Annotated in this window: 20 protein-coding genes and 1 pseudogene; 2 read left to right on the top strand and 19 right to left on the bottom strand. The window is 61.8% G+C overall.

The window, feature by feature from the left end:
* Nucleotides 1-12: 12 nt before the first annotated feature.
* The 8 genes from DER72_RS10590 to DER72_RS10555 form a co-directional block, all read right to left on the bottom strand.
* Entirely contained in the window at nucleotides 13-1,710 is a 1,698-nt protein-coding gene (locus tag DER72_RS10590; protein ID WP_110069963.1) for a DUF262 domain-containing protein, read from the bottom strand.
* A gap of 31 nt (nucleotides 1,711-1,741) precedes the next feature.
* Entirely contained in the window at nucleotides 1,742-2,425 is a 684-nt protein-coding gene (locus DER72_RS10585; protein ID WP_110069962.1) for an RNA ligase family protein, read from the bottom strand.
* The gene (locus tag DER72_RS10580; RefSeq protein ID WP_110069961.1) at nucleotides 2,418-2,960 is read right to left on the bottom strand and encodes a hypothetical protein; all 543 of its coding nucleotides are present in this window, start codon (nucleotides 2,958-2,960) and stop codon (nucleotides 2,418-2,420) included. Before DER72_RS10580 ends, DER72_RS10585 begins: the two co-directional genes overlap by 8 nt.
* Nucleotides 2,957-4,351 carry a DUF3696 domain-containing protein gene (locus DER72_RS10575; RefSeq protein WP_110069960.1) on the bottom strand — a complete coding sequence of 465 codons (1,395 nt, stop codon included), beginning with the start codon at nucleotides 4,349-4,351 and terminating at the stop codon, nucleotides 2,957-2,959. Before DER72_RS10575 ends, DER72_RS10580 begins: the two co-directional genes overlap by 4 nt.
* Nucleotides 4,352-4,363: 12 nt before the next feature.
* Complete coding sequence (locus DER72_RS10570; RefSeq protein WP_110069959.1) at nucleotides 4,364-7,465, bottom strand: DUF1156 domain-containing protein; 3,102 nt, start codon at nucleotides 7,463-7,465, stop codon at nucleotides 4,364-4,366.
* Between the two features lie 122 nt (nucleotides 7,466-7,587).
* Nucleotides 7,588-8,220, bottom strand: a complete 633-nt coding sequence (locus DER72_RS10565) for a hypothetical protein (protein ID WP_110069958.1) — start codon at nucleotides 8,218-8,220, stop codon at nucleotides 7,588-7,590.
* 9 nt (nucleotides 8,221-8,229) lie between these two features.
* Nucleotides 8,230-11,496 carry a DUF499 domain-containing protein gene (locus tag DER72_RS10560; RefSeq protein ID WP_110069957.1) on the bottom strand — a complete coding sequence of 1,089 codons (3,267 nt, stop codon included), beginning with the start codon at nucleotides 11,494-11,496 and terminating at the stop codon, nucleotides 8,230-8,232.
* 131 nt (nucleotides 11,497-11,627) lie between these two features.
* Nucleotides 11,628-12,857 (bottom strand): DUF4236 domain-containing protein, encoded by a 1,230-nt coding sequence (locus DER72_RS10555; protein WP_110069956.1) that lies wholly within the window; start codon nucleotides 12,855-12,857, stop codon nucleotides 11,628-11,630.
* A 393-nt stretch (nucleotides 12,858-13,250) separates the two neighbouring features.
* Between DER72_RS10555 and DER72_RS10550 the strand changes: the two genes are divergently transcribed.
* Nucleotides 13,251-13,640, top strand: a complete 390-nt coding sequence (locus DER72_RS10550; protein ID WP_110069955.1) for a hypothetical protein — start codon at nucleotides 13,251-13,253, stop codon at nucleotides 13,638-13,640.
* Nucleotides 13,641-13,669: 29 nt separating this feature from the next.
* On the opposite strand, the gene DER72_RS10545 is transcribed toward DER72_RS10550, so the two are convergent.
* From DER72_RS10545 to DER72_RS10525, 5 genes are read right to left on the bottom strand one after another with little or no spacing between them, the layout of a single operon-like run.
* On the bottom strand, nucleotides 13,670-15,214 hold the full coding sequence (locus DER72_RS10545; RefSeq protein ID WP_110069954.1) for a conjugal transfer protein TraG N-terminal domain-containing protein: 1,545 nt from the start codon (nucleotides 15,212-15,214) through the stop codon (nucleotides 13,670-13,672).
* Nucleotides 15,214-15,594: a hypothetical protein gene (locus DER72_RS10540; RefSeq protein ID WP_110069953.1), complete on the bottom strand. Its 381-nt coding sequence runs from the start codon at nucleotides 15,592-15,594 to the stop codon at nucleotides 15,214-15,216. Before DER72_RS10540 ends, DER72_RS10545 begins: the two co-directional genes overlap by 1 nt.
* Nucleotides 15,594-17,078, bottom strand: coding sequence for an integrating conjugative element protein (locus DER72_RS10535; RefSeq protein ID WP_110069952.1), 1,485 nt, complete (start codon nucleotides 17,076-17,078; stop codon nucleotides 15,594-15,596). The genes DER72_RS10540 and DER72_RS10535 overlap by 1 nt, the downstream gene beginning before the upstream one ends.
* Before the next feature lie 13 nt (nucleotides 17,079-17,091).
* Nucleotides 17,092-18,042, bottom strand: a complete 951-nt coding sequence (locus DER72_RS10530; protein ID WP_110069951.1) for a TIGR03756 family integrating conjugative element protein — start codon at nucleotides 18,040-18,042, stop codon at nucleotides 17,092-17,094.
* Nucleotides 18,039-18,473: a TIGR03757 family integrating conjugative element protein gene (locus tag DER72_RS10525; RefSeq protein ID WP_110069950.1), complete on the bottom strand. Its 435-nt coding sequence runs from the start codon at nucleotides 18,471-18,473 to the stop codon at nucleotides 18,039-18,041. Before DER72_RS10525 ends, DER72_RS10530 begins: the two co-directional genes overlap by 4 nt.
* Before the next feature lie 238 nt (nucleotides 18,474-18,711).
* Between DER72_RS10525 and DER72_RS10520 the strand changes: the two genes are divergently transcribed.
* Nucleotides 18,712-19,083 (top strand): histone-like nucleoid-structuring protein, MvaT/MvaU family, encoded by a 372-nt coding sequence (locus DER72_RS10520; RefSeq protein ID WP_110069949.1) that lies wholly within the window; start codon nucleotides 18,712-18,714, stop codon nucleotides 19,081-19,083.
* A gap of 132 nt (nucleotides 19,084-19,215) precedes the next feature.
* Here the strand turns inward: DER72_RS10520 and DER72_RS10515 are convergent, their stop codons facing one another.
* The 6 genes and pseudogenes from DER72_RS10515 to DER72_RS10495 all read right to left on the bottom strand — a co-directional run.
* A complete protein-coding gene (locus DER72_RS10515; protein ID WP_146209050.1) occupies nucleotides 19,216-20,043 on the bottom strand; it encodes an SH3 domain-containing protein in 828 nt (275 codons plus the stop codon).
* A gap of 123 nt (nucleotides 20,044-20,166) precedes the next feature.
* Nucleotides 20,167-20,454 (bottom strand): hypothetical protein, encoded by a 288-nt coding sequence (locus DER72_RS16030; RefSeq protein WP_146209049.1) that lies wholly within the window; start codon nucleotides 20,452-20,454, stop codon nucleotides 20,167-20,169.
* A gap of 303 nt (nucleotides 20,455-20,757) precedes the next feature.
* A complete protein-coding gene (locus DER72_RS10510) occupies nucleotides 20,758-21,678 on the bottom strand; it encodes a nucleotidyl transferase AbiEii/AbiGii toxin family protein (protein ID WP_110069947.1) in 921 nt (306 codons plus the stop codon).
* Nucleotides 21,668-22,453 (bottom strand): type IV toxin-antitoxin system AbiEi family antitoxin domain-containing protein, encoded by a 786-nt coding sequence (locus DER72_RS10505; protein ID WP_110069946.1) that lies wholly within the window; start codon nucleotides 22,451-22,453, stop codon nucleotides 21,668-21,670. The genes DER72_RS10510 and DER72_RS10505 overlap by 11 nt, the downstream gene beginning before the upstream one ends.
* 109 nt (nucleotides 22,454-22,562) lie before the next feature.
* Nucleotides 22,563-25,490 (bottom strand): conjugative transfer ATPase, encoded by a 2,928-nt coding sequence (locus DER72_RS10500; RefSeq protein WP_110069945.1) that lies wholly within the window; start codon nucleotides 25,488-25,490, stop codon nucleotides 22,563-22,565.
* Nucleotides 25,490-25,684, bottom strand: a pseudogene (locus tag DER72_RS10495) (TIGR03751 family conjugal transfer lipoprotein); the annotation flags it as partial. The gene DER72_RS10500 and the pseudogene DER72_RS10495, both read right to left, overlap by 1 nt.
* Nucleotides 25,685-25,876 lie beyond the last annotated feature (192 nt).

The following is a 25,876-nucleotide window of genomic DNA, read 5'->3' as shown; positions in this document are numbered from 1 at the left end:
TACCTCCAATCTTTAAATTTCAACGAGCTCAATTCCTTTCAAGCTCCAATTATTTGCCAACACCTTGAGCACATCCCTCTGTCGTTCCTCAACTTCTTTTGGCGTCCAAGTTTCATGATTCAACACCTGCGTCGTACATGCATAGGGGGAAACCCCCTTGTCGGTCTTGAAATAAACTTCTTTCTTCTTCTTGAAGTCATGATTGGAAGCTTGTGGATTTTTCTTCCTAGAAAGGAGTACAAGGTTGCCAAGCCGATGCGTCCATTTCACACGCTCTTCTTCTGACCATTCTTTGTTCCACACCGATTCTTTTTTAGGATTTTGTGGCAACACATGCTCAATTGTCGTGACGCTATGCTCATAATCCACACCCTCTCCAGATAAGAATGAATCCAAGCGAAGCATCACATAGCTCTTTATCGGACCTGCATACCAGTAGACATCCCCGTTGAGGTACTTGAGAACTTCAAGCTGAGTTTCCTCAGCAATGTCCAGCGCGGATCCAGCCTGGAGCAGATCCTCTCGGTCTTCTATCGCTGCCAGCACTCTAGAGTAGCGCTTTATCCGAGAGTTGACATAGCTACCACGAATAAGGATTGCGGCCGCCAAGCGCTCCAGCTTTTCCAGGTGCGAAAGCAGTATCTTGGGGTCGTTTCCAAATATCCTTACCAGCTCCATGGCAACAGGCACCCAGTCCGAGTTGTTTAGCCGGCCTAGCCAAGTCAGCAACTGATTTATTTTCTTCTCTTCTTCACTCCCTCCATCTTGATAGCATTGATGGCTGATTATAGTAAGCGCCTCACTATAAGGAAGCAGAGTATCATTAACTACACTTTTTGGATCACAACCCTTAACAACCTCTCGCCTAAACTCCTCTACGGTAGAATTCCTAGCTTTTGTCTTAGCTTTAATCATTCTCACATATGGGAATAGCGAATTGAACGAATCGCGTCCCAGTCGCTCCTCCATCTCCTCCCATATCTCATTATAGTCCGTTCTTTCTTCTGAGCTTTCTATCTTGCTTATTATTTCCGCCTTGAGAAGGTCGCATGCTTTAAGATCAAGACCTCGGTCATTCATGACTGAAAAGATACGATATGCAGTTTCAATCCCTTGAGTTGTTACGAAAACAACCACACATCTGGCAACAACAAAGCGCCCGAACTCTAATACTTCCTTTGAATCCATGCCCCCAAGCCGGGTCAAAAAAAACATTGCGTTTTTGTAAATATTAAGCTGAGAATCCTTCAAATTGGATTCCTTGACAGACTTAAGCTCTTCGATACCGCCCGGGTCTTGAATAAATTTTTTGAAAAAATCTCTATCATTCTTCCTGAGATAAAGCTTAGGCTGCGGAGGTATGTTCAACGAAATATCAGAAGGGGCAACATATTTTTCAAATGCACCTTCTCCTTTTTCACCACGCAGGCAATGCGAAATAGCAGAAAGCAAGATCGTCAAGGTGGTGAGGCGTTGCTGCCCATCGACAACATCAAAAGTAAAATTATCGTCATGGCTTTTAGCGACAACTATACTGCCAAGAAAGTAGTCGTCAGACTCTTCTTCTTTAAACCCAATCAAATCTCCCAGCAGCTCATCGCATTGATCCACACCCCAAGAATAAGGCCTTTGATACTCAGGAATATTGAACTTATTCTCCTTGGAGAATATTTCGTGCACTTTCTTATCTTGACCTGTTATCGAATTCATCCCTGCATACTCCTCGTCCAAATATCGAAATCTAGTTCACTCCCAGCTCATTCCATTCCAACGCCCTTGACCGCCAGTGCGCCTCGATCTGCTGGACAAAGTCAGGGTGCACCAGCTTCGCGCGGCGCTCGCACCACTCGGGGCCATCCTGTCGAATCACGATGCCTTCCAGCTTGCCATCCCGGTAACCGCTGCGGCCGTTGCGTACCAGCGCTTCCAGCTCCCTGGCAGTAAAGCGCCCGCTCTTCAACAGGGGCACGGTGGCCAGGCCGAGCCGCGCGGCCAGCTCATTGCGCCGCTCCCGGTTCCAGAAGCGCTGGGCCTGGCGATCGTAGACATCGAAGACCAGGAACCAGTCGGGCAGGCTGGCGTAGTCGAGGGAGTGGCGTGCCGCACACCACTCGCCGAAGAGGATCACATGCTCGGGCAGGTGCGCCTGGAAACTTGCCAGGTGCTGCATCAACCACTGGTTGAGGCGAGAGAACTGCCCGCGAAAAGGCGGCTCCAGGTAGGCACCCCGGTTCTGGGCGCGTATCTGGCCATTTTCGCCCCAGGAGATGCCCAGGTTGGCGCCATCCAGCTTCTCCTCCACCAGCACCTCGCCCGCGAGCAGCGCCTCCACCTCGGGTGTGTCCAGCAGCTTGTCGTCACGGGGCTCACCCTCACCCAGCCAGGCAAGGTGCGGGGTGTGAGGGAAGCGGAAGAAGTCACTCATCTGGTGGAAACTCGGGCATGGTCTGGTTGGGAAACTTCTGCGCGTAGAAGCGCCCCACGTCCTCCGGACAGACGAAGCGGAAGTGCACGCCAGCCTGAGACAGCGGCTGCCACCAGTTGAGCCATTTGCAGTCCGCGGCCTGGAGGATGGGCGGGTTCCCAGCATCGGCCGCCGCCACGGCGATAAACTTACGATCCGGCGGGTCGAATTCACACTGAAGCGCATGGTCGGGGAATTCCTCGAACCAGTCATCGGCACTCTCGGTAACCGACACCTCGGCGACGTGCTTGGGATTAGCCTGCTGCCGCAGCAGATGCTTGAGAAAGACATCGCCAGGCCCAGGCTGGCCCCGGTTCGGGTTTAGCTTATGCCGATACTCGCCCAGGATGCGCCACTCATCATCGATCACCGTGACCCCACTCTGGCGCAGGCGGTCGATCGCCTCGATACAGGTGATCACGCACTCCTCAGAGATATCGTCATGATCGTGATTCGCCACCAGCAGCACATTGGTATCGACCACGGCTCGCTTCATGCACCGGCCTCCTGTGCCTTCCTGGCCTTGCGCTTGCGTGCCGCAGCCAGCGCCCGCTGGGTGATGTCCTCCATGTCGTCGCCGAAGAAGTCGTCAGGCCAGTTCTCGATATCCCCGTACTCGTTGAGCCGCAGCGGCTCCAGGTGGGCACCCTGACGATTGCGCGTCACGAAGTAGACCGCCACCTCATCGGGCGACACCTCGCCTTCGGCGATGCGTCGCTGCAGGCGGTTGAGGAAGTGCTCGGAGTGGCTTTCGATGATCAGCTGGGTGTTACGGTTCTCGCCGTTCTCTCGCGCATGGATCGCGCTGATGAAGGCATCCGCCAGATTGGCCTGAACGCGCGGATGGAGGTGAATTTCCGGCTGCTCCATCCACAGCACCGAGTGCGGGGGCGCATAGAAGGCCTGCACCAGGGCCGGCAGGATTTGTGAGACACCAAAACCGACATCGGTCAGCTTCACCCAGGGCGCACCGGTATGGGCCTGGATCAGCACCTCATACTCCTTGCGCCCTTTCGCGATGGGCTCGACCTTGAACTCATGGATGATGCCCAGGTTCTTCAGCCAGCCGGCGATAAAGGCGTCGAAGGGTTGATACTTCTGTTTGGGCCCGCGGTTGAGCTGCCGCCCCTGTTGGGTGGCAGCCAGTATCGCCGGAATAGTCAGCTCACCTTCGGCCCCCACATCGGGCGGAGTATCTCCCGACCAAGGGTAGACGCGCTTGGGCGGGCTGCGCAGTGGGCCGAGGTGGTAGAAGTTCTCCAGCAGCTGCTCGGCTTCCAGCACGAAGTCGGTCAGGAAGTGCGCGTTCTGGTAACGCGACAGTGTCTTGTCCGAGAAGCGGTAGAACTTCTCCGGCGATTCGACGCCCCAGTTTCGGCCCTGGGCATGCACCAGGCGCAGCGGATCGCACTTGAGAAATGCCTTGCCATCACGGCGCCCATGCCGAACCTTGAGCACCTGGTCATCGCCTTGGCCCAGGGAGTAGGAGAACTGTCGCGTCTCGGGCTGCTGCGCCTTGCTGGCAGCGATCTCTGCCTCCAGGGTGAGCTCATCGCCACAAAAGGTCTGGTCAGGATTGAGGATGTCGCTCAGCTCAAGTGGAGTGCGGCTCTTCCAGCTCAGCGAGAAACCTAGCGCCTGGTTCAAATCGTGGTCATGCAGGCAGTCCTCGAAGGTGCCCAGATCGATCAGCGAGTTGTCGTCGCCCAGATGCAGGGAACGCTTGCGGTCGGTCAGCAACGCCGTCTGTTTAAGAGCCATCAGCAGATGGCCCAGGCTCGATTTGCCTGAGCTGTTGGTGCCGAAAATGACCGTCAGCGGCGCCAGGCGCATGGGCCCGGTGTCCCGCCAGGCCTTGAAGTTCTGCAGTCGCAGCTCAGTGAGCATGGGCCTCTCTCCTTACAACTCGTAGTCGATCAGCTGGGCTTCGCGCTTGAGCTCGTCATCGCGGCACTCCTTGGCCCACACCTTGAGCAGGCCGCGCAGGGCGTCGCTGTCGCGCTTGCCATGCTCGCTGAGGTAGTTACGCGCGGCGACGATGCCACCTTCACGATGCGTCACGATCAGCCCACCGAGAACGTCCCACAGCGTTTGGGGGCTCTCCAGGCGGGCGGCGGCGCGTTCTTCCGGCTTGAGCAGGCGCAGCTTATTGCCGCGGATGGCCAGCGGGGCGGCGCGCTCGTCCTCACCGACGTTGGCATAAGCCACCATATCGTCGCTGGACTTGTAGTTACCGTTCTTGAGCTGAAGACGGAAATTCAGAGAGCGACTCATCTGCAACGCATCATCGAAGGCGAAGTCGCCGAGGCCGTTGATACCGAGCGCAATCACCGCCAGGCGGGATTCGGCATCCAGGTCATCGACGGTGACCAGGCCTCCAGAAAGCCGGCTGACCTCTTCCTCGGCCACCACGCGGGCCGCTTCCTGCATCGCACGTGTCGGCGGCACCTCATCGTCGCCATCCTGCACCGGCCAGTGGGCGGAGTAGACGCGCAGCGCACGGCCCCAAGAGGCGATCATGCGGTCGACAGGGTTAAGCTTGAGGCGCTCGAACTCGCCAAGGCCTTCGCGCACCGCAGCTTCCAGCTTGCCCTTGACCTCGTAGGCCCAGCTGGAGGGTTCGCGATCACCGCGATCCGCCGGGCGGCAGGCGATAAAGATCGTTGAGGCTGCGGAGGCCATGTTCATCTGATGTGTGGAGTAGCCGCTTTCCGACTCGACTGGCATACAGGCCGTGATATCCCAGCCAGACTGAATCAAGGCATTGGTCAGCGTTTCCCAGGCATCGGAGCTCTTGTGGGTAAACATCAGGGTCATGATGCCGTCCGGCTTGAGCACCCGCTTGCTCTCAGCAAAGATGCCCTGCATTAGCTCCTCGTAGCGCGCCTTGGCACTCTTGGCCGACCCATCACGTGCCGGATTGGCGACTGCCTCCAGCGCTTTATCGGTCACTTCCTGGTCAAACCAACCTGGATACAAATCACCCAGCGTTTTTTTCTGCCAGACATAGTAGAAGTCGGAGAGCTCACTGTATTGGACGTTGTCATAATAAGGTGGATCCATTACAACGGCATCGACACTTTCATCAGCGACATTAGACATATCCGTCGCCGAGCCTTGAACCTGAAAAATGTCACCTTCCTCGACACCCAGAGCACTCCGCTCTTTCACCAGCTCTGCTATCCCCTTATAGGCATCGGTCGCTTGAGCAAGGCCCCATTTAAACCCTGAAGAAGGCCCAGCATACACCATCTCACCAAATGTCCATTTTAGAGAGAAATCATGTCGACCAAATGTCCCAACCAAAACTCCACGAGCAAAGTGCCATCGTGTCTGCTTGCAGTTGTAATCTACAATCTTATCGATAGCAAACTGAAGGTAGGTAATCAGTGCCCGCCCCTTATCTTCCCCAAATTCTGAGAGAATTTCAGGTTTCGCCTCCTGCAGTGCCTCCATCACACTAAGATGGCCTAACAGTTGACGCGGGGTAAACAGGTCTGCCCAGGTTGGCATGCCATAGTTGACCGGGCGCATATCGTTACCTTGAGGAAAAGGCTCATTTGGCATAAGCCCCTTCATCTCAAACTCAAGGCGACGCTCCTCCAGCTCCTGCTCTGCCGCATGCAGCGCTTCCAAATCTTTCTGATTCGCCGCACGGAAGTAGCGCACCTTGCCTGTCTTGATCTCTCCCTTCCGCTCACCTGAGGCGAAACGCTGCACCTTGCCATGTTTATCGAGCTTGGGCTCTAACCGGATGCCAACCACGCAGTAGAGCACATCCTTCCATTTGCCCAGTTCGGACTCGCCACGCGCCTGGCGCTTGACCTCATCACCCGAGATCGCTTGGTGGCAGTGCACACACTGGCCCACGCCACGGCTAACGGTACCGGCATCCAGGTCTTCGCCGTTGGGGCCACGATTGCCGCTGGTCACCTGGAAGGGCTCGAAGCGCACCGTCCTATCGGGCTGGGGCTTGACCGCCACGCCCCACTTGTCACCCACCTTGGAAAGCCACAGTGAGTTGAGTAGAGGGGCATCGCCAGCACAGTGAGGGCAAGTTACCTGGCGGCAATAAAGGTACGACGCATCTCGATCAACTGCTTTAGGATGAGAAAGATCAATTTCAGTATCGCAGCTAGGGAAAAAAGGGCGCATCCTTTCATCGAGGGTAGACTCAAGGTGCTCACCCCAGCGCTGAATATCCTTCAGCAATCCAGAGCCAAAACGGACCGGATAATCAAGAGTAGCCTTAAGGATCACGCTAGCGACGGGATTAAGCTCGTTGGCGATGACCTTATGCCCTAAGCGCAGCGCTTCGAAGGGTATGGAGCCACCACCCGAGGTGGGATCGAGGATCACCTTGGGGTCTTTGGTAAGCGGTGCCGCATTCTGGTACGCACGGTCATAGCCATAAAGGTTTGGCACCCTCACTCCAGCTTGCTTAGCAAGTTCCATTAACTCCTTGAACCAAGCCGGGTCACCCATTTCTTCGTGAACGTGGAGCCTTTCACCCTTCTGGGGCAAATAAGGAAAATCCTTAACTAGCTGTTGCCATTTCTGTATCGCCTCTTCCTCTGCAAGCTCAGGTGTCTTGTTGAGCATCTCCCCGATTAGTGACTGCTGCTCGTAACGTGCTTCCTGCTCCTTGATCAGGGCACGGTGAATGACGCCATCCACTTCCAGTATCGCTTGACCATCCTGCACAGTGACGCGATCACGAAGCTTGGCTTCATTCAGCACCCAACCAACACCACCCACTTCGGCTACTTGCAGTCGAATACCAAGGCCTTTCACAAACTCCTCGGAGTCGGCATCAGCAGGCAGCAGAGAGGCCAGGATGGCCGCACGGCTAGGCGTAAGGGGGCGCCGGGCCCACCAGACGTGCAGGTAGTAGAGCGGCGGCAGTGCCGAGCTGGCACCGCGCTCACGCTGGGTCTCCGCCCCCACCTGGTGGCAGGGAAAGCCGGCTTCGATCAGGCGCTGGTCGTTGCTGAAATCCATGGTGCTGCTTCCTTGTAAAGCGACAGCCAGGCGGCGGGCCTGGCTGATGATGTCGGCGGCGCTTGGCGCCCGGTTACCTTGCGTGCCTGGCGGTACCCGCCAGGCAACTGCTATGTCATTGCTCAGCCGCGAGCACGCACTTTCTCCAGGATGCGCGGCACGCGTTTGTCACCGGCCTCACCGCACAGCAGCATGCGCAGGCCACTGGTGGCCCAGCTGCGCAGCGCCGGGTCGGCGGTGGTGACGTTGGCCAGCCAGTAGACGGCCTCCTCCCGGGAGAACATCGCCACCCGGCGGCCGATCAGCTCGATGCGGTCGATGTCCTTCACCTTGCTCTGCAGGCGAAAGAACAGCGCCAGGCGTGCACCGGCGGCCTCATCCAGGGGGAAGTTGAGATCACTCCGCTTGAGCCCCTGGGTAGACATATAGCTCTCCAGGCCAAGGGGAATGCCCTGCTCGTCTTTCACCTCTTCCAGGATGCGTTTGAGCACCGGCAGGCAGGCGCGCACGCTCTCGCCATGCAGGGTACCGCGCTCCACGTGCTTGGCGCGCGGGTTGGTGAGCCCTTCGATGTCGTCGCGGTCCTCCGGGGCAATGCGCTCCTTGATGATCAGCACCGGCGGCGGCAGGTCCTTGTGGCGCGTCAGGCGCAGCACATAGGGCGAGCGTTTGGCCAGCTTGGCCAGCTGCGCCTCATCGGCCTGGTGACTCTTGCGGCGCGCGCGGGGGGCCGCCTTCTTTGCGGTAGTGGCCATCGACGGTGATTATCCTTCCAGTTGCTCTAGCATCTTGGTGAACTTGCAGTTCGGGTCCAGCTCACCCAGCGTCAGGCGAACCTCATGCTTCTCGGTCGTAAAGCGTACGCGGTTATTCAGCGCCGCAAACAGGGCGCGGCTCTCGACTAGAGCACCTACCTTAGTTTGGCCAAACATCAACTGGAAAGGAGCCTTGTCGGGGGTTTCCGCACGGATCTGTAGCGCCTGCACCTCGGTCTGCGATTGGGCCAGCCCGGTGCCGGAGAGCAGGTTGAAGAGCTGCTTGATCTTCTCGGGCGTACGCAGCACGAAGGATCGGTTCTCTACCTTGGGCTTGGTGATCCATCCGCGGGCCTGGGCCGTCTGGTAGGGCACCACGATGCCGCTGGTGACCCCGCCCACCGGCACGCTGTCACCGGTCATCGCCTGGTCGGGGTCGGCATCACCCTCTTCATTAAAGGCCTCCCGCGGGTAGGCCACCAGCTGCCGCTGGGCGAAGAGGTTTTCCAACTGCTGCTGGTAGACGTGAGCATCGACCTTGTCGTGCTCCTGCTCGATGATCTGTGGCAGTTGGCCGAGATCGACCTGATCGCGGCTATCGATCACCTGACGTATCCAGGCACCCACGGTGTTGGGGTCGCGGACAATGCTCTCCAGCCAGCCAAGCTGCTTGGCATGCTCCTTGGTGCAGAGGATCCAGCCTTCACCACCTTTCTCTAGAGGCTCTACCGTGAGCGGAGGCGGGTTGTCTTTATGGTAGAGCGGATCAGGCTTGTGGCTGTCCTTGTCGGGCATATGGCCAAGGCACCAGCTGCTGCGCTTGGCGCCTTCCACCAGCACGGTGGCCAACAGCGCGGGGCGCTGCAGGATCGGCCAGTTCCGGCGAGTCGCGAAGCGCTCGATCAAGTCGCTGACGTTGACCTGCTTGAGGCTATCGAAGAACAGCTTGCCGAGCAGAGTGATGGCTTCTGCCGTGGAGGCGCGATCGTCGGTGATCAGCTCTCCCTCATCGGCCAGCTGCTTGAGGATGGCATCCTCCAGGTGCATACCGCCGGAGCCGCCCGCGGTGGGGCCGGCACCACGCTTGCCGAGATCGCGGACCACGACTCGGCCGCCCTCACGGCCCGGGTAAATCAGGAAGCGATAGCTTTCGTCGATGGCGGTACGCAGCTCGGCCGGGCTCTTGGCGGCCCGCTCCCTGAATTCACCCTTCTGCAGTTGCTCATGGCTGACGCCCCAGTTCTCGGGGTTCTCCTTGAGGCGCTCCACGGCGATGGCCTTGCGCGCCAGGGTGAGGATGTTCTGCCGGGTGCGGTGCTCCTGGTGGGTGCGCGATTCCGTCCAGGTAGTGCCGGCGATATGAGTGGTGCTGGGGGCCAGCAGGAAGACCTGGTTCTGGTACTGACGCACCGCGTCACCGCGCCGCTCGATGAAGCGCGCCGGGTCCATCTCTTCCACCTCGAAGGCGAGGATGCCCAGCTGCGGCTTAGGGGTCTTGTCAGGGATGCCTTCGCTGTTATCGATGTTGGGGTGAACATCGAACACAGAGGAGCCCTTGATCAGGCTGCGCACCACCTGCTCGACCCGCGTCATCGCTTCGGCATGGGCGACGTTGCCCTCGATGCGGCGCAGAATGTTGTTGAGAGTCGGCACGGTATCGGCGTAGAGGCGCCCATTGCGCTCACGCAGGTAGTTGGCCTCTCGCTCAATGGTTTCCAGCGCCGAGCGCACGGTAGCGGGCTTGATGGCCGGCGAGGCCATCTCGTAGACCGCCGAGGTGATGTCGATACCGAACTTCTCGTCCTGCAGGCCTCCTCCACGGCCGATCAAGCTGTGCAGGAAAACCGCACGCCAGGCCCACTCATGCACCGGGTAGCCATCCGGATGAGGGTTGGCGGCATCCAGCTCGCCGGCCACGGTGCGGCTGGTGGCCTGGGTGCCAGAAGCCTTGCTGATATCGGAGTCCAGCACGGGGACGAGGTCGCTGTTCTCGGTCTTGCCCAGCAGCTCATTGCGGATGGTGCTGTCCGAGAGATCGATATGACCGGTCTGGATCAGCGGGATGGCGAGCTTAGCCTCCCAGATACGGCGCACGGCGCGCGCCAGGGTACGCAGCAGGCCGCGGGTGCCCTGGAAGCTCTCCACCTGGGCCAGCTCCTCTGAGAGAAACTCGATCAGCGTGGGGTGGAACGGATAGTGCGCCACCAGACGATCGTGCAGCTGCGGGTCATTGGCACCGGCAGGAAGATCGGTACCAGCCTGGCGGTAGGTCTCGATAAATGCCGAGGCCACTTCACTGGCTGCCGCATGATCCACGGAGACAAACAAGCGCTTGGCCATGATGCGAGAGAGATCCCCCTCCTGCACCGGGGTGGTGGCCTCCGAGGTTCGGTTGACCACGTCCAGCACGCCGCGCTGCGCCTCGCGCACTACAGCCTCTGCCTCGGCCGAGCTCATGCTGTGGGTGGACTGCAGCTTGCGGATCAGCTTGTTGAAGTCGCCGAAGGCATTGGTGGCCGAGGCCAGGCTCAGCACCACCGAGACATTGGCCCTGCCTGCCGCATAGGTGGAGAGCGACATCAGGAAGGCCGCCGACTGCTCGGCGCCTACACCAGGGAAGGCCGCCTCCATGCGTGAGAGATACTGGGCGATCTCGTCGATGATAATCAGCGTCGGTCGGTCGCCGAACAGCGTCTCGAAGAACTCATCCGACGCCGGCGCCGAGGCATCGTCCAGGCGCGACTGAATCGAGGCCTGCTGCTCCGAGGAGAGCGTCTGCTGGGCGATCATCCACCACAGGGTATTCGGTTTGGGCGCAGCGCCACCGGCAGTTTCACGCAGCGTATCCACGGTGTCGCCGATGATGCCAACCACCTGCACCTGGCCCGGCGCCGGCAAGCGCTCGGGCGCGAGGATGCCGGCCATGTGCTCAGCCAGCGGCTGCCCCTGCATGGCGGCATGGGCCAAGGCGATGAGTGTGTGGGTCTTGCCGCCCCCGAAGGCAGTATCGAGGCGCTGCATGGCTGGACGCGACAGGTCACCGTTGGTCAGCCGCGCCAGGGCGTTGTCCAGGATGGTACACAGCCCCTGGGTGGGGTGCGTGGCATCGCGGAAGAAGGCCACCGGATCGGAGTAAAGCGAAGCGGCTCCCTCGCGAGCTTCCCCCTTACGATAGTCACCCAGCACCTTGCTCAGGCTGGCGGTGAAGATCTCGGGGTTGAAGGTGCCCGCCAGGATCTCGGGGCGTGGCTGACAGGTGGATAGAACGTCGCGCATCGGTTGCTCCCTGCAGTGGCGCCAGAGCTGCCTCCACGAGGCCTGGAGCCCTGGCCAGCTCGTTTATGGCTCTTTGCACGCAATGTTACGCCAGCCACGTCGGATGGGTAAGGGGAACTGAGAGTCGGTTGCTACACCAGCTTGAACGGCTCGATGTCGCGGAAGATGCCGGTCTTGGTCATGTCGCGGCGCAGGGTGAAGGCCTCCATGGCCGCTACCGGATCCACCTGCTCCAGCCTGTCGAAGTGGATCCTGTTCCACTGCTCGCGAGTGACCTTGACGCTGAACAGGTACTGGTCGCGCTCACCGCCGGTGGCCGGGTCGGTGATCTGGCGATAGCCGGAGATTCTCGCCTCCTGCACGGCGGGCAGGCGTGCGAACACCGCGCCCAGCACGCGAAAGGCGATGCCGTGGACGTGATCTCGATAGAGCTCACGCTGCCGGGTGTCGCTGAGCCGGCGAGGCGTCAGCTTGATCTGCTTGGCAGGCATGGTCCAGTAGCGGTCGGGCATCTCGTCCTCACAGGGGAGGTCGATATCCACGGCAATGGTGCTGACGTCGCTGCCGAGGTCGAAGTCGATGGCGGTTTCACGGGGCCAGTCGATCTCCTCCAGGCGTTCACGCAGCGTCTGCTCCATGGCGTCCGGGTCGTGCAGCACACCCTCCGCCTCGCGAAGGTGGCGTGCGAACTCAGCCTCGTCGTGCGTCGCCTTGCGCCACTCCCAGTCCCGGTAGGCCCGATCAAAGGCCGCTTGTCGGCGCCGGTTCTCCTCCTCAACGCGCCGCCTGGCGGGCGGCCATAGCCGATGCCACCAGGCGGGCTGACGCAGCGCCGGTGGCGCCGGCGGCGCCTCGGCGAAGTCTCGGGTGACGTAGCCGGTGATATCCGGATGGGGCGTCTCCTCGTGGAGCCGCCCCAGGCGATCCAGGTCGGCATTGAGGCGCTCGCAGTGCTGTGCCAGCTGCTCGCGCAGAGACTCCCCGGCATGCCGCCGCAGCACCCGCGCCTCGTCGTCGCTCATGGGCGTGCCGTCACCGTGGGCGTAATGGATGCCGCCATCACCGTCGATATCGAGCCGGATAGGCAGCGACTCGCCCTGAGCCAGCAGCGCCTCCAGGCCCGCCGCGGGGCTTGCGCGGCCGGCGCCGCTGCTCCCGCGCCCGGCAGAACGGCCCCGGGCGTTGAGCTTCTGGCGATAGGCCAGCCCGGTGCCGGGAATGCCCGCGTGGCCGTGAACGCCCCTTGGCCCCACGCTGAGGCTCGCGCCTCGCGGGCCCACCGAAAGCCCGAGGCCCCGCTTGCTTAGATTGAGACGGATACCCGGCGCGAGGGTGATGCGGCGCTGGAAGCGAAATCCCACGGCGACCTCCTTGTCGGTAGATGCAGACAGCGCTTCATTCTGCACAGGTGCGCCGACGCAGGGGAAGCGCATAGTGCAAAAACAGCAGAATCAGTGATTTAGGTAGGAGGCTTTCTGCAAAAGCTGCTGTTTCTTTCTGCAGCGCCGCTTCAAGCAGGCGGCGCTACGGTAAGGTGAGAAGCGACCAGCGCCGGCAGCAACCCTTTGCCCTTTCCCTTTGTTGCCCGCACCCTCCCCGGCCTTTCGGGGCAAGCCCCTTCCCCTTGAGCCCCCTTCCCTTCCGGCCTTTTGCCTTTCAGCCTTTGCCCTCGCGCCTTTGTGAGCTCCACCCGGTGGAGGCTCACCCTTCAAGCGTCTATGCTAGAAGGCTGATGTACCCAGGGAGGGACGCCCATGGCGCTGAAATCACTTCTCAACCAAGCCGCCAGCGCTGGCCGCCAGGCAGCTTGGAAAGCTCGGAAGGCTCTCGACGGTGTGCAGCAGGATGGCTGGTCCGATGGCTGGCACACCCAGGCGAGTACGATAGAGTCGCTGAGCGTGCTGCGCGACTCTGCCGCGGGCGTGGCCAAGTCCACCGCCCAAACGGCCACTACCCAGGAGGGGTGGAGGCGCATCGCCCGTGGAGCCGGCAGGGTGGCCGGAGGAGCGGCAGTAGTGGCTGGGGGTGTAGCTCAGGGGCTATCGGCCAGTATGGATGACGAAACAGCCCAAGAAGCCTCAGCTAGTCTCAACGATGACGGCTATGGCACCGTCTACGATCAGGATGGCGAGTGGATGTACTGAGCCGAGCCAGCTGAGCTGGCTCGCTCCCATCACTTGAGCCTCCCTCCAGAACCCGAAGACTGCATCTGCCCGCCGCCTTTCTCTCCCGACTGTCGTGATGGATTACCGCCGTCGCCGATGCCCTTGGCCACAGCAGCACCAGACTTCAGGCCTGCCCATCCCAGCACCGCCACCCAGATCGTCGGCAGCACCAGGAACATCATCCCCTCCACGAACTGCAGCACCATGCGGTCGTAGAGGTTATTGGCGGCGGAGAGCCAGCTCAGCTTGGCGGCATCGCTGCGGTAGAGCAGATCCACCAGGTTGGCGTTGATCCAGCGGGCGAGCTCCCACCAGAAGGTTAGGAACCACATGGCGAAGAGCCCGAAGGTGGCCATGCCGGCAACCTTGAAGCTGTAGCTGGAGATGACCATCACGAAGGGCAGGCAGATGATGATGGCCATCACCAGGATGCCCTGCACCATGGGCAGCGCCTGCTTGAGCATGTCCATGCCGGCCTGGAAGGGCAGGATCGACAGGGTGCCGCCCACCATGGCGCCGGCGGTCACGGTGGCATCCCAGAAGCCGCCGCCGTCCAGCCCACGAAAGCCCACCACCGCCTGATCCAGGTTGCCGCTGGCCGCACCCGAGCGAGGGCTGACCAGGCGCCGGATCACGTAGTCCTCGGCGTCGCTGCTGGTGAAGACACTGCGAAAGTCGTCCCAGAACCCGGGGCTTACCTCCTCGTGCAGCCGGGCCCGCAGGCCAACGCTCTCGGCGGACCACCACTCCCGGCAGGAGGGGTAGCCCGGCATCCCCGGGCCGGTGTTGGGCCGGGAGACGTCCCGGTCGGCATCGTAGGGGAAGCCGGCGATGGGCCGCCCGGCGTAGAAGCTGTCGTAGTAGCCGGGCGTGGTCTGGAAGTAGTTCGAGCCGATCCAGTCCACGTCCACGGCGCGGGTCGCCTCGATGGTACCGCCCTCCTGCAGCAGCCGGTTGCGCGCCGGTCCGAAGCACTGGCGCTGAAACTCGCCGACCTCCTGTTGCAGCCCCGGGTCTTCAACGCTGTGCAGGTCCAGCTCCATGCGGATGGACTCGAAGTCCGTCGAGCAGGGAATGGCGTGAATCGCCGCGGCGGTGAGCCCGTGGGACACCGCATGCACCCCCGCCCACCACAGCGGAATCCTGGCCTGCTGGCCACCGATCGAGCTCTCGGTCGCACCGAACGCCCCCTCGGACCAGCCGCCCGAGGCGAACTGTCGAGTGCCGCACTCCAGCGAGCGGCTCTCGTCGATATCGGCGGTGGCCAGCTGGACCTGCAGCAGCGGCAGGCAGGTGAAGGCGTAGGCCAGGATCATGGCGTAGAGCCGGGTCTCGATGCGGTTGACCGTGAGGATGCCCTTGGTCCCCGCCTCATCGCCCTCCTGGCGGGCCTTGAACCACTCGGAGAGCACCAGGGTGATGAACGGCACCGCGGCGATGCCGGTGCCGACCATGACGTTCCAGATGGCGTTGTTGATGATCCAGCCCAGCAGCGTCATGGCGTTGGCGAAGTAGTCGAACACCACCAGCGGCGCGGTCAGCAGGCCCCCCATCAGGCACCTCCCAACTGGTTGATCAGGTTGGTGACCTCCAGCAGGACGAGGATGCCCAGAGCCATCAGCTCGAGCCGCCGCAGCTTGGCGAGCGCCTGCTGCCCATCGTCGCGATCTCGGCGTAGCCGCGCCACCGCCAGGGGGCGCACCCTGCGCCACCAGACCAAGGCCAGCGCGGCGTAGAGGCTCAGCCGCCAGGCCAGCAGCCACGGCCAGGCGGCCTGCCAGGCGCTATGGTGGGCCTCGAGCCCGCCCAGCAGCCGCACGCTGACGGCGAGAATGGCGCCGCTCAGCAGGAACATGACGACCAGCACCGCCATGGCGAGCAGCAGCGATGGCCAGCGGGCCGGATTCAGCCAGGAGAAAACACGTGGGGCCATCAGTCACCATCCTCCTCGCCGGCTGGGCGGCCGCGACCGTCCAGGGCCGCATCCGGGCGGAAGGTCTCGCCCTGCGAGGCGCTCTGGCTGCGCCGGGCGGCCCGCTCCAGGGCGATGCCGGCAGCGCTGTTGCCCAGCGCCTGGCGGATCTCCATCTCCGAGCGCAGCGACTCGATATCCCGATCCAGGGCCACCAGCTTGCGATCCAGCGCCGTCACGCCCTGCTCGTTGTCGGCGATGCCCGGGTCGCTGCTGCCGGCCAGCAGCAGCCGGCGCGCCCACAGCGCCTTGGTCAGGGTTCTGGCCAGGGCCATCTCACCGCTCAGGCGGTGGATCAGCAGCGAGGCCTCGGGGTCGCTGCGCAGCGACTCGATCACTCCGCGGGAGACGGTCAGGCCGTCGCCGGCGGAGACCTGGCGCAGGTTCTCCGGGGTCAGCGGCTCGCTGCCGTCGACCAGCCCCTGAAGCAGCTCATAGACCTCCTGCTGCTCACGCTCCAGCTCGCGCACCAGGCCACTGCCGGCCCGGGTCTCGCTGCGCTCGCAGCCGTCGCAGGTGCGAATCGACTGCTCGCCGATTACCGTCTGGGTCCACTCGGCGGCCTCCTCCGGGCTCTGCCAGACCGTGCACATGCCGCCCAGGCAGCTTCCTGCCCCGCTGCCTGACCCTGCGCCGCCACCGCTCCCACCGGAAGCGCCGGCCAGCCCACCGCCGCCAATCCAGGAGCCCTCGTTGGTGGCCACCGATCCCCAGCCGCCACCGCCCCCGGCAATGGGGGCCGTGCTGGTGGTGTCGTCACGGCCGTGCAGCAGGTTGTAGCCAGCGCGTGCAGTGTCCTCGACCACCCGAATCGGCTCCTGGCCGCTGCCTCCGCGACGCTGGCCACCCACCCAGGTCACGCCCTGGTTGCCGCCAGACTGGTCGACCTGCTCCTGGGCCGAGACCACGTCGGCGTTGGACTGCGCCGCGCTCTGCCAGCTCTCGGCCGCGGCCATCTGCTGCCACCCCTGCCCGGTGACCATGTCGGCCATGCGCTCGGACATCTGGCGGCAGGACATGGAGGCGCGGTCGAAGTCCACCCGCCCCTGCAGCACGCCGTTGCTTAGCAGGTCATAGAGACCCGGGTTGGCCCGCTGGATGACCATGGCAGGCAACGAGGCCACGGCACTCTGGGCGTTCTGAACCACCGTCCCCATCAGGTTCTGGAAGCCGTTGGTGATGCCGTTGAGCTGGTTGGAGACTGTGGCGCCGATATCGAAGTTGCCGCAGGTGGCATTCATGTTCCAGCTAATGCCGATTCCACGGCTGTTGGGGTTGTAGCCCCGTCCGGCGGAGACGCTAAAAGGCGAGGCGCCGCCGATCTGGTAGTAAAGGGCATCGGCGGATTGCGCCTGAGCCTGGGCAGCATGGGTAGACAGCAGCCCCGCCACCAGGGCGCCGGCCAGCGGCGTGAGGGTGAAGCGTCGCGTGCGAGATCCTTTCATCGACTTCTCTCCTTCAGGGGACGGCGTAGAGCAGGGTCTGGCCGCGGCGCTGGCAGCAGCGATAGGGACGCCACAGCGACCAGGCGTAGTCACCGCCCGCGTCCAGGCGGTCGGCGTAGGTGTCGGTGACGCCGCGGTCCGGCCACACTCGGCAGGCGTTGCTCATATTGGGGGTCAGGCGCTGCCAGCGATGGGTGGAGGCATCGCCCTCCTTGACCGGCCCGGGCGGCCAATAGCCGTCGCGGCTGGCGGCCACCAGCGGCGTGTAGACGTGGGGCTGCCCGGGGCGGGTGACGACATCGGCGGAGCGCTGGGCGGTGGTCGCCGCGGTCTTGTAGTCGTGTACCTGGGTCAGAAAGCCGCTACGCGGGTAGATGTTGCCCCACAGGTCGCCGGGCTGGCCCAGCTCACGCACGCCGGGCGTCAGCGCCTCCGGGTAGAGCGACTCGGGAATGCCGCTGCGCCACGCTAGGACGTCCAGGGTCGAGAGGTGGTAGGGCTGAAAAGGCGTCGCTGCCCCGGCGCAGGTCATGCCGAAGGCGCTGGCGAAGCTGCTGAAGGCCTTGCCGGCCGGATGGCCGATGGCGTCCACGTTCTTGAAGCGCAGGTGCTCGTGCTGAGCCCGGTTGGCATCGGACGTACTCTGCCCACCAGCCAGCGCCTCGCCCAGCGGCGGCGACAGCGCCGCTACCTCCCACCAGGGGTTGTCGCCGGTGTTCTCGTAGCTGGAGACCACCAGCTCGGGGATATAGTGGCGCACCTGCACCGAAGTGCGGATCGAGCAGCCCGACCAGGAGCAGTTGAGCCAGACGCAGATGCCGATGACCTGATAGTCCAGGCACTGGGTAGATAGCGACGAGGCAACGATCTGCGGCGTCGTCAGCGCCTGGGCAGGCCGCTCCACTACGCCCAGACTCAGCAGCGCACCGCCCAGCACGGCCACCACGGTCTTGAAGGGCCTCATCGGCGGCCCCCCTGTCCCATTAACCGCTCGGCTTCTCTCAGCACCGCCGCCACATCAGGCTGGCCGTAGATCACGTAGCGGCCATCGATCACCACGGCAGGGACTTTCTCGATACCCAGCTGCCAGGCCCTGGCCAGCCCGAGATAGCTATCGGCATAGCGGTCGGCCGTCTCCTGCCACTCAGGCGTCGCCATGCGCTCACGCATCATGGCCTCCGCGAGTTCGGGATCAGCAGGAAGATCTTGCGACAGCTCGGCATCCAGGCGACCGGAGGCATCGAGTTCGATCACCGCCACGCCCGAGGGCACATTGACTGCCGGCGCCCCGGCAGTGGTAAAGACCTCGATAGCTGGCTCGGCAAGTGCAGGGCCTGCGAGGCAAGGGAATAGCACGAAAGCGGCCAGCCAGCGGCGCGGGTGGTGTCTCTCCATGCTTGCCACTCCAGTAGAACAAGGAACTGACACAGCATTACCGAGACCATCAAGGGCGGCACCAGGAAATGTTAACTCGGCCGCAGGGTGTTTTCTTAAGCATCACCCATCAATAGCTCAGCGCACCCATCATCATGCTGGCAACTGCCACAGCCCCGGCTAATTGAAGAGAGGCATTGATTCAAATAACAGCAGCCACCATACTTGTCTCCAACACTCACCCAACGCAAGGAAACGCATGTCCATTCTCAACACCTACATGCAGAAAGAACAGCAGCTCAAGCAGCTCCAGGAAGAGCTCGACAAGCTGAAGAACGACGACCGCCTCAAGGCCGAGCTGGAGTTCAAGGACAAGCTAGAGGCGCTGATGCGCGAGTTCGACAAATCAGCCGCTGACGTCATCAAGCTGCTGGACCCGAAGCCGGCCACCGCCAAGGCCGCTAGCACCACAAGTACCGGCCGCGCCAAGCGCAAGCTGAAGATCTACAAGAACCCGAACACCGGCGAAGTCGTCGAAACCCGTGGCGGCAACCAGAAGACGCTGAAGGCGTGGAAAGAGGAGCATGGTGCCGAGACGGTTGAGAGTTGGCTGGTGAGGACTGAGGACTAACTTTCTTCGTCCTGCCTGCCGGAAACATGGCAGGCAGGGCAGTTTTCGGCCAGAAGCGGCTATTGAGATATTTCTGATATTTAACGCCAGCGGCAGGGGCGCGACGTCAGGAGCGTCCCTTGACCGTACTTGTTAAGGCCTTTGATATGTACTCGGTATTTTTGGATTGAGTAAGCGCAAATATTTTTTGTAAACCCAACCCTGCTTATGCACGTCTTCAATATGGTCGTAGAATTCAACCTTGATCCATTTTTGTTTTCGCTCTACGAGCCTGACCTTCTGATTCGGATAGAGAACATCCAAAACTGAGTGTTTGGTAGAAGGCCCTTCGCGAAAGTTAACATTCAATTGCACTATATAAAACGATGAATCCTGTTCTTCGTTAGCAACTACTTCATACTTTTCAACTAGTTCCGATTCTAGCCTATCCAGCCTCTGCATCAATTCGTCATTGAATTCATTTGACTCATTCTGCTGGATCAACGCGAGCAGAAGAGTAAAAACTAGGCTTATGTAAAACTCAAGACTCAGAGTCGTTCTGGATGATGAGGCCTTTTGCTCGATCTCATTGATCGAGTTCTCAATCGGGTCAGAAGCAGTACCATCTGCATACTCACGCAGCACATGGGAATAAATCTCAGATAAATTTTCAGGCTGTAACGCCGAAATTCTTCGGGCGATTTCGGATGCTTGCCGAGAAGCTTTCAGAAAATCGGAATTCTGAAAAAGTGCTTGATTGAGCCCTTTTGAGAATAGGTTCAGGTTCTCCTGGATTTCCAGAGCTTGGCTCCGGAATGGAGCCAATTGCTTTTGCAAATTCTTCGCAAATTCAGCATATGGACCCATTTGCCTGTTCAGCTCGTTTACAGCTTTAATGGTGGGCGAAAGCTGCTGATTGAGAGCTTTGTTGAACTTCTCAATATCATCAATAATCGAATTGAAACGGAATCGGTTACTCAAAGCTCTTCCTATAGATCATCGATAGCTGTGACTTGGACTGTCGCCATATAGCCTTAACGCCGCGCACACCGGCGCGAGCTTGCGAGCGTCCGGCAGCCGAAGGCTGCGAAGTGCTGCGCTTGGTTATGCATTCACCATTACCAAAGCGACGAGCTGCAGCACGCCAGATGCTATTAGTAACACAAAGCCTGTAATTAAAAGCCCCTTTTTCTGGGCCTTCTCAACATGGGCGGTTGAATTTCCTAGGTTATAGATGTCCCCCTGATGATCTGGCATCAACTGCTGGATGTTCAGTTCATGGCAATTCGCCACGAACGAAAGCGAAGACAATATACCCGTGACACGATAAGCAAGAATTGCAGACCCGATGATGCTGCTAATTGCTGCAAGTATTTTTATAGTTTCAATCATTATAGGAACTCCATGCGACATGCATAACAGGTATTAGATAGCGCGCTCGTTTATTGACTTGAACGAGCATGCGCGTTCAACAATATTATACCGCACGCAAAAACACTCACAACCCATTGAAAACCCTATGACTTAAGTATAGCTCGGCAGTATAACACCAATCATCATGCATGCTACATATCCCCGATGAACGAACATGCAGCCTTTGCCACCATGTCGGCTTTGGGTCGATAGCAGCCAATGAAAAATATCTAATGAAACCTAGCGCACTGGCTAGATACTGTCCAGTGTACATTATGTCTATTAACACCTGAGCTTTCTCAGAACCTCATCAAGCGCCTCCAGGGCTTGACCATGCTTCTCAGCCCTCATCTTCCTGATATTGGCAAGCTTCCACATCACAGCGGGCAGCTGGCCAACACCCTGAACAGGGAATAACGACCAATCAGGCATACCTTGCTTGAACGAAAGTAGAAAGCGAGCATCGTCATCGGTGAACAGCTGGGCCAGCCGTTCCAGCAGCCTGGACTGTACTTCCTCCAGCTGCGGCAGCGGGATGTCGGTTATGGCCATACCGACAAACTCCTCGCGGTAGATGGCCTCCAGCGGCTTCATCCTCGGGTTGATAACTTCGTTTATTGGCCTGGGGTGGCCGAGCAGGTAGACCAGAAAGCCTTCGAAGACGCTGCGATCCAGGCCGCCTTGGTCCAGCAACAGCTTCACATCGAAGAGATCGCGAGGATGCTGACGATCCAGCGAAGCGCAGAGCTTGCCGCCATAGAGGTCTGGCAACGACACGACCGGCACCGAGGCAAAGCCGTACTCGTCTTCCACGGCCTCGACCACGTCAAGCTGCTGAGGCGGGTGCACGGTGCCGCGCAGCACCGGTGAGACTTCGACCTTCACCTGGCTGCGGCCGCGGCGCACCAGGATCCTCAGCTCATCGCGGCGGTTATCCTGGAGCTCGGCCTTTACCCCGGGCAGTTGGGTGCCGATGGCCTGTGCCAGCCGCTGCAGCGCCTGGCGGCAGCATTGCAGTGCCTCGTCACGAGGCTCCAGCGGCAGGTAGGCGAGGTCGATATCGACGGACAGCCGCGGGAAGGGCTGGACGAAGAGGTTGATGGCCGTGCCTCCCTTAAGGGCAAAGCAGGGCTCGTCGTTCAGAAAGGGCAACAGCGCGACCAACAGGCGCACCTGTTCGTGATAGCGGGCCTCAATGCTCATCCGTGAACGCCTCCGGGACCGTGACCTGATATTCCTTGTCCAACCGCCCTCCCTTGCAGAGCTGCCGCTTGCCCTTCCCCAGGTCGAGGCTGTGGGTTTCAAGTCGATGGTACCAGGCGTGGCCGGCATGACGAGCCAGCACCAGGAAAGCGCGCTTGGTCTTCACCGAGCGGCACCCTGCCAGCAGCGCCTGCAGCCGGCGCGGGCGCAGCGTATTGAGCCCGGTGAAGGTGTCCACCAGCTCGCTGCTGAACAGCAGCTCGTTTGGCGTGATGGCGATCCACTCGAGGATAGCGCGCTCCGGCGTCGAGATCCGCAGGGCAAACCCCACCCCGGGCGGGTTGTAGTCCATGAGGCTGCCGGAAAGATCCTCCGGCAGCCCCTTGTCCTGATGCAGATCGATCGCCCCGGCCCAGTCGGCTGAGCTCAGCCACAGCGGCAGCTGCAAGCGGCGCCCCGCCCCATACAAGTGAGTGGTGTCGTGCCCCATGGGCAGGTAGTGGGCAAAGCCCTGCAGAGCCAGGGCTGTCTGGCCGCCCGGCCAGAACGGCGGTGCAGCGGGGTCGCTGAGCGCCTGCAGCGCAAAGACCCCGCTCTCCCAGGTCAGCGGGTCGCCTGCCCGGCAGTAAGCGCCGCGCCCAAGGCGCCTCAACCAGCCGGCCTCTGTGAGCTTGGCAGCATGGTTGGCGCTGATGCCGTGGGTCTCCAGCCACGCCGTGGTGACCACGGCGCCATGGGGGATCTGCTGCCACAGCCGGTTTACTTTCGTCGCCATAGATTGCCCAATCAGCTAACTGTGATGCTCATCATAAACCAAAGCAGTTTAATTTGAGCATCAGAATTGGAATATTAGGCCAACCTCAGCGAATTTTCTAAACCCGTGCCTACGTCGCGGACCCCATACCCCGGGCCTCGTCCAACCGCTGGGTGATGTGCAGCACCGCCTCAAGCTCCGAGCAGCACTGCTCGCGCATCACCCGCATGCGCTCGGCCTTCTCCTCGCCTTCCGTGCCGGCCAGGGCCAGGTAGAGGCTGGGGGGCACCACCCGGAACAGCGCTTCCAGACGACCTGACAGCACCACCCCCTCGGTGTATTTCTTGGAGACCTTGGTGGCGGAGGCCATCAGCTTGCGCTGGGTGGCGGTGAGCTCCTTGAAGCGGCTGACCTGCTCGATCTCGTCCGGGGGCATGTAGAGGCACAGCCAGAACTCGATCATGTTGAGCAGCTTGCGGGCCGCGTCCGGGAAGTCCTCAAGGTTCTGGGTGGCCATCCAGATCCAGTGGGAGAGCTTGCGGCCCATCTTGCCCACCTTGACCAGATAGGGGCTGAGCAGCGGGTTGACGGTGAGCAGGTGGCACTCGTCGATGACCTGGACGATAGGCCGCCCGCTGTACTGGTCGCGCTCGGCCAGGTTGGTGATCATGTTGGTCACGCTGATCACTGCCAGGGCGAGCTGTGCCTCGTAGCCCTCCCGGGCGAAGTGGGCCAGGTCAATGATGGTCACGTCGCACTCGGGCCAGGCGGTACCGGGGCGGTTGAACACCTCGCCGTCAAAGCCGTCGCAGAACAGCCCCATGGCCTCGCCCATGTCATAGGCGCGGCGCTGCCGCTCCTCCGGGATCTCCGTGTCGCGGGAGATTGCATAGAGCGCCTCGCGCACGTCCTGGGTCATGCAGTCGCGGCCCTCTTCCCGACAGCTCTCCGCCGCCCGGTAGATGGCGTCGCGCACCATGCGTCGGTCGGCGCGGCGAAACTCCCGCTCCTCCTTGGGGTCGCCGCCGGTGATCATCAGCCGGGCGGTGATCTCCATCTCGCCCAGCAGGTCGCGCTCCTCGTCGGGCTGCTCCTCGTCCTCCTCCAGAGGCGCCTCCTCAAAGGGGTTGGCATCCTCGGCATCCCGGGCCAGACGCCGCTCCTCCACCTCGTTCTCCAGCAGCCGCGTGGCCGCCGCAAACGGCGGCAGCCTGGCCCCGCAGCCCGGCGAGAGCTTGACCTGGTTGACGCTCATCCCCTTGCGCTCGAAATACTGGCCCAGCAGCCCGAAGCTGTTGCCCACCTCGATGATGAAGAGCCGCGGGCGATGCATGGCCATGACCTGGCTCAGCACACCGTTCAGGGTGGCCGACTTGCCGGCACCGGTGGGGCCGAACACCAGCATGTGGGCGTTGGCCGAGCGGTCCTCGAGGCTCAGCGGGTCGAAGCTGAAGGACTCGCCACCGCGGTTGAAGAAGGTCATCCCGGGACGCCCGGTCCCGCGGCCGCGCCCGAACACCGGCGCCAGGTTGGCCAGGTGGTGGACGTAGTTGAACTGCGTGTACCAGCGGTTCTTGCGATCCTGCTCCGGATCGAAGTTCATCGGCAGCCAGCGCAGGTAGGTGTTCAGGCCGGCGACTTCATCTTCAGGATCCACCGGCGAGAGGTTCACCTGCAGCAGCTGAGTGGCCAGCGCCATGCTGCGCTGCTGGAGGTCCTGCTCGTTCTCACCCATCAGGAAGAAAGCCAGGGTACTCTGGTAGAGCTTGTGGTTCTGGCCCAGGTAGCGGCGGGCGGTGTCGCAGTCCTCGCGCACCTGGCGGGCCAGCACGCTGTCGCCCACCGCCTTGCTGTGCAGGCGATTGATATGGTCCTCCAGGGGCTCCTGAGGCGTCGCGACGATGGTCAGCACCGCCTCGGTGCCCTCGGGCAGCTTGTCCATCAGGGCGTTGCTCGCCTGGCCGTCGGAGCGGCGCACCTCGCCGGTGAGGTGGCCCACCACCGGCGCACGGCGCATCTCCTCCACCACCACGCAGCACTGGGGCAGCCCATCGAACCACCAGAGCCCCGTCTCCACATCGCCCCGGGGCGAGTTGAAGAGCATTCCCTCGGCCAGGTCATAGTTCCAGGCCACGTCATCGGCGTCCTCGGGGTAGTCGCACAGGGCGTAGAAGCGCGCCGGGTCATCGGGGGCCAGCCGCGGCCGCGGGTTGAAGCGGGGCAGCAGCCAGCGGTGAAAGGCGCGCCCGTCGTAGCGCTCCAGGCGCAGGCCCGCGCCGTGCAGCGCGGCGGCCAGCCGGTCGTAGACCTGATTGGCGGCCTGCTCGGGGGAGAGCCCCCGCTGACGCTCTCCCGCCTGGCGCTTCTTGCCGAGCCAGCGGTAGAGCACCAGGCGCGTGCGGCGGGTCTGGCCCCGCCAGCGGGTCTGGGTCACCCCGTCATCCTGGAACAGCCCGCCCGGCTTGGAGATGGCCTTGAGGTGGGCACCCATGCTCGCCAGCCAGTCCTGGGTGAACTCGGTCTCCCGGGCCCGGGGTCGCACATAGTCGCGCATGCGCTCCAGGTCGGGGCGAGCATCGACCTCATCCTTGACAAAGAGCTGCACCACCCAGGGGTGCTGCTCATACTCCGGCAGGCTGTCCTGAAAGGCGGCCTCAATCTGGTCGCGAATCGCCTCCAGAGACTCTGGAGCGCGGCCCTCGGTGGCGATGGGGAAGACCTCGGCCACCACCCCCACCGAGACGCCGTCTTCCAGCAGAAAGCAGCCCGACTCGGGCAGGTACTCCACCCAGGGCAGGTAGTTGCTGAACGAGGGCGCCCGGCGGAAGTGCGCGCGCAGCTCGGCCACCGAGGGCGCCTTGCCCCGGGGCAGGGCCAGCGGCCGGCCGTTAACGTCGCTGTTGAGCGTGGCCAGCGCCTGCGTCTCGGTCGCCTGCGTCTCACCCTGCTCGGCCTTATCCCGGTCTGAAAGCACGGCTTCCTGCGTCTGGCCCGGCTCGCTGTCGCCGGCCGGGGCGCTGCCAAACAGCCGGTTCATCAGGTCGTCGAACTTGGACATCAGCGCGCCCTCCCCTCGTTACCCCGACCCTCCAGCAGCGCGTTCGGGCGAGCGCTCTCGCCGGGCATGGCGTACTGGGTGCGCTGGTAGAGGGGAAACACCGTGGAGTAGCCAGGGACCGGCACCTGCTCGGACCCGGCCAGATGAGGGAAGACGTACATCACCAGATCCGGGTTGGGCAGGCGACGAAACTGGCTGGTAACTATTCAGGTGGCTGCGGATGGGGTATCGCCAACCAGCTGATTTTTCTGGCATAGTGCACAGCATCATTCGGCACACCTATGCGGTGATATGACCATCAGCGATATCAACGTCGACGAGGCCCTGGAGCGGGTCCGGCAGCAGCTCAAGGAAGACCAGACGGTCTCGCCGTCGCTGCGTGCCGC

It is taken from the genome of Halomonas sp. A11-A (assembly GCF_003182195.1).
Lineage (GTDB): Bacteria > Pseudomonadota > Gammaproteobacteria > Pseudomonadales > Halomonadaceae > Halomonas > Halomonas alkalicola.
This window is presented reverse-complemented; position numbering and strand designations above follow the sequence as displayed.

Excerpts from the sequence above, each read along its gene's own strand:
- DER72_RS10590 (WP_110069963.1), bottom strand. The coding sequence starts at position 1,710 with ATGAATTCGATAACAGGTCAAGATAAGAAAGTGCACGAAATATTCTCC.
- DER72_RS10585 (WP_110069962.1), bottom strand. The coding sequence starts at position 2,425 with ATGAGTGACTTCTTCCGCTTCCCTCACACCCCGCACCTTGCCTGGCTG.
- DER72_RS10580 (WP_110069961.1), bottom strand. The coding sequence starts at position 2,960 with ATGAAGCGAGCCGTGGTCGATACCAATGTGCTGCTGGTGGCGAATCAC.
- DER72_RS10575 (WP_110069960.1), bottom strand. The coding sequence starts at position 4,351 with ATGCTCACTGAGCTGCGACTGCAGAACTTCAAGGCCTGGCGGGACACC.
- DER72_RS10570 (WP_110069959.1), bottom strand. The coding sequence starts at position 7,465 with ATGGATTTCAGCAACGACCAGCGCCTGATCGAAGCCGGCTTTCCCTGC.
- DER72_RS10565 (WP_110069958.1), bottom strand. The coding sequence starts at position 8,220 with ATGGCCACTACCGCAAAGAAGGCGGCCCCCCGCGCGCGCCGCAAGAGT.
- DER72_RS10560 (WP_110069957.1), bottom strand. The coding sequence starts at position 11,496 with ATGCGCGACGTTCTATCCACCTGTCAGCCACGCCCCGAGATCCTGGCG.
- DER72_RS10550 (WP_110069955.1), top strand. The coding sequence starts at position 13,251 with ATGGCGCTGAAATCACTTCTCAACCAAGCCGCCAGCGCTGGCCGCCAG.
- DER72_RS10545 (WP_110069954.1), bottom strand. The coding sequence starts at position 15,214 with ATGGGGGGCCTGCTGACCGCGCCGCTGGTGGTGTTCGACTACTTCGCC.
- DER72_RS10540 (WP_110069953.1), bottom strand. The coding sequence starts at position 15,594 with ATGGCCCCACGTGTTTTCTCCTGGCTGAATCCGGCCCGCTGGCCATCG.
- DER72_RS10535 (WP_110069952.1), bottom strand. The coding sequence starts at position 17,078 with ATGAAAGGATCTCGCACGCGACGCTTCACCCTCACGCCGCTGGCCGGC.
- DER72_RS10530 (WP_110069951.1), bottom strand. The coding sequence starts at position 18,042 with ATGAGGCCCTTCAAGACCGTGGTGGCCGTGCTGGGCGGTGCGCTGCTG.
- DER72_RS10525 (WP_110069950.1), bottom strand. The coding sequence starts at position 18,473 with ATGGAGAGACACCACCCGCGCCGCTGGCTGGCCGCTTTCGTGCTATTC.
- DER72_RS10520 (WP_110069949.1), top strand. The coding sequence starts at position 18,712 with ATGTCCATTCTCAACACCTACATGCAGAAAGAACAGCAGCTCAAGCAG.
- DER72_RS16030 (WP_146209049.1), bottom strand. The coding sequence starts at position 20,454 with ATGATTGAAACTATAAAAATACTTGCAGCAATTAGCAGCATCATCGGG.
- DER72_RS10510 (WP_110069947.1), bottom strand. The coding sequence starts at position 21,678 with ATGAGCATTGAGGCCCGCTATCACGAACAGGTGCGCCTGTTGGTCGCG.
- DER72_RS10505 (WP_110069946.1), bottom strand. The coding sequence starts at position 22,453 with ATGGCGACGAAAGTAAACCGGCTGTGGCAGCAGATCCCCCATGGCGCC.
- DER72_RS10500 (WP_110069945.1), bottom strand. The coding sequence starts at position 25,490 with ATGTCCAAGTTCGACGACCTGATGAACCGGCTGTTTGGCAGCGCCCCG.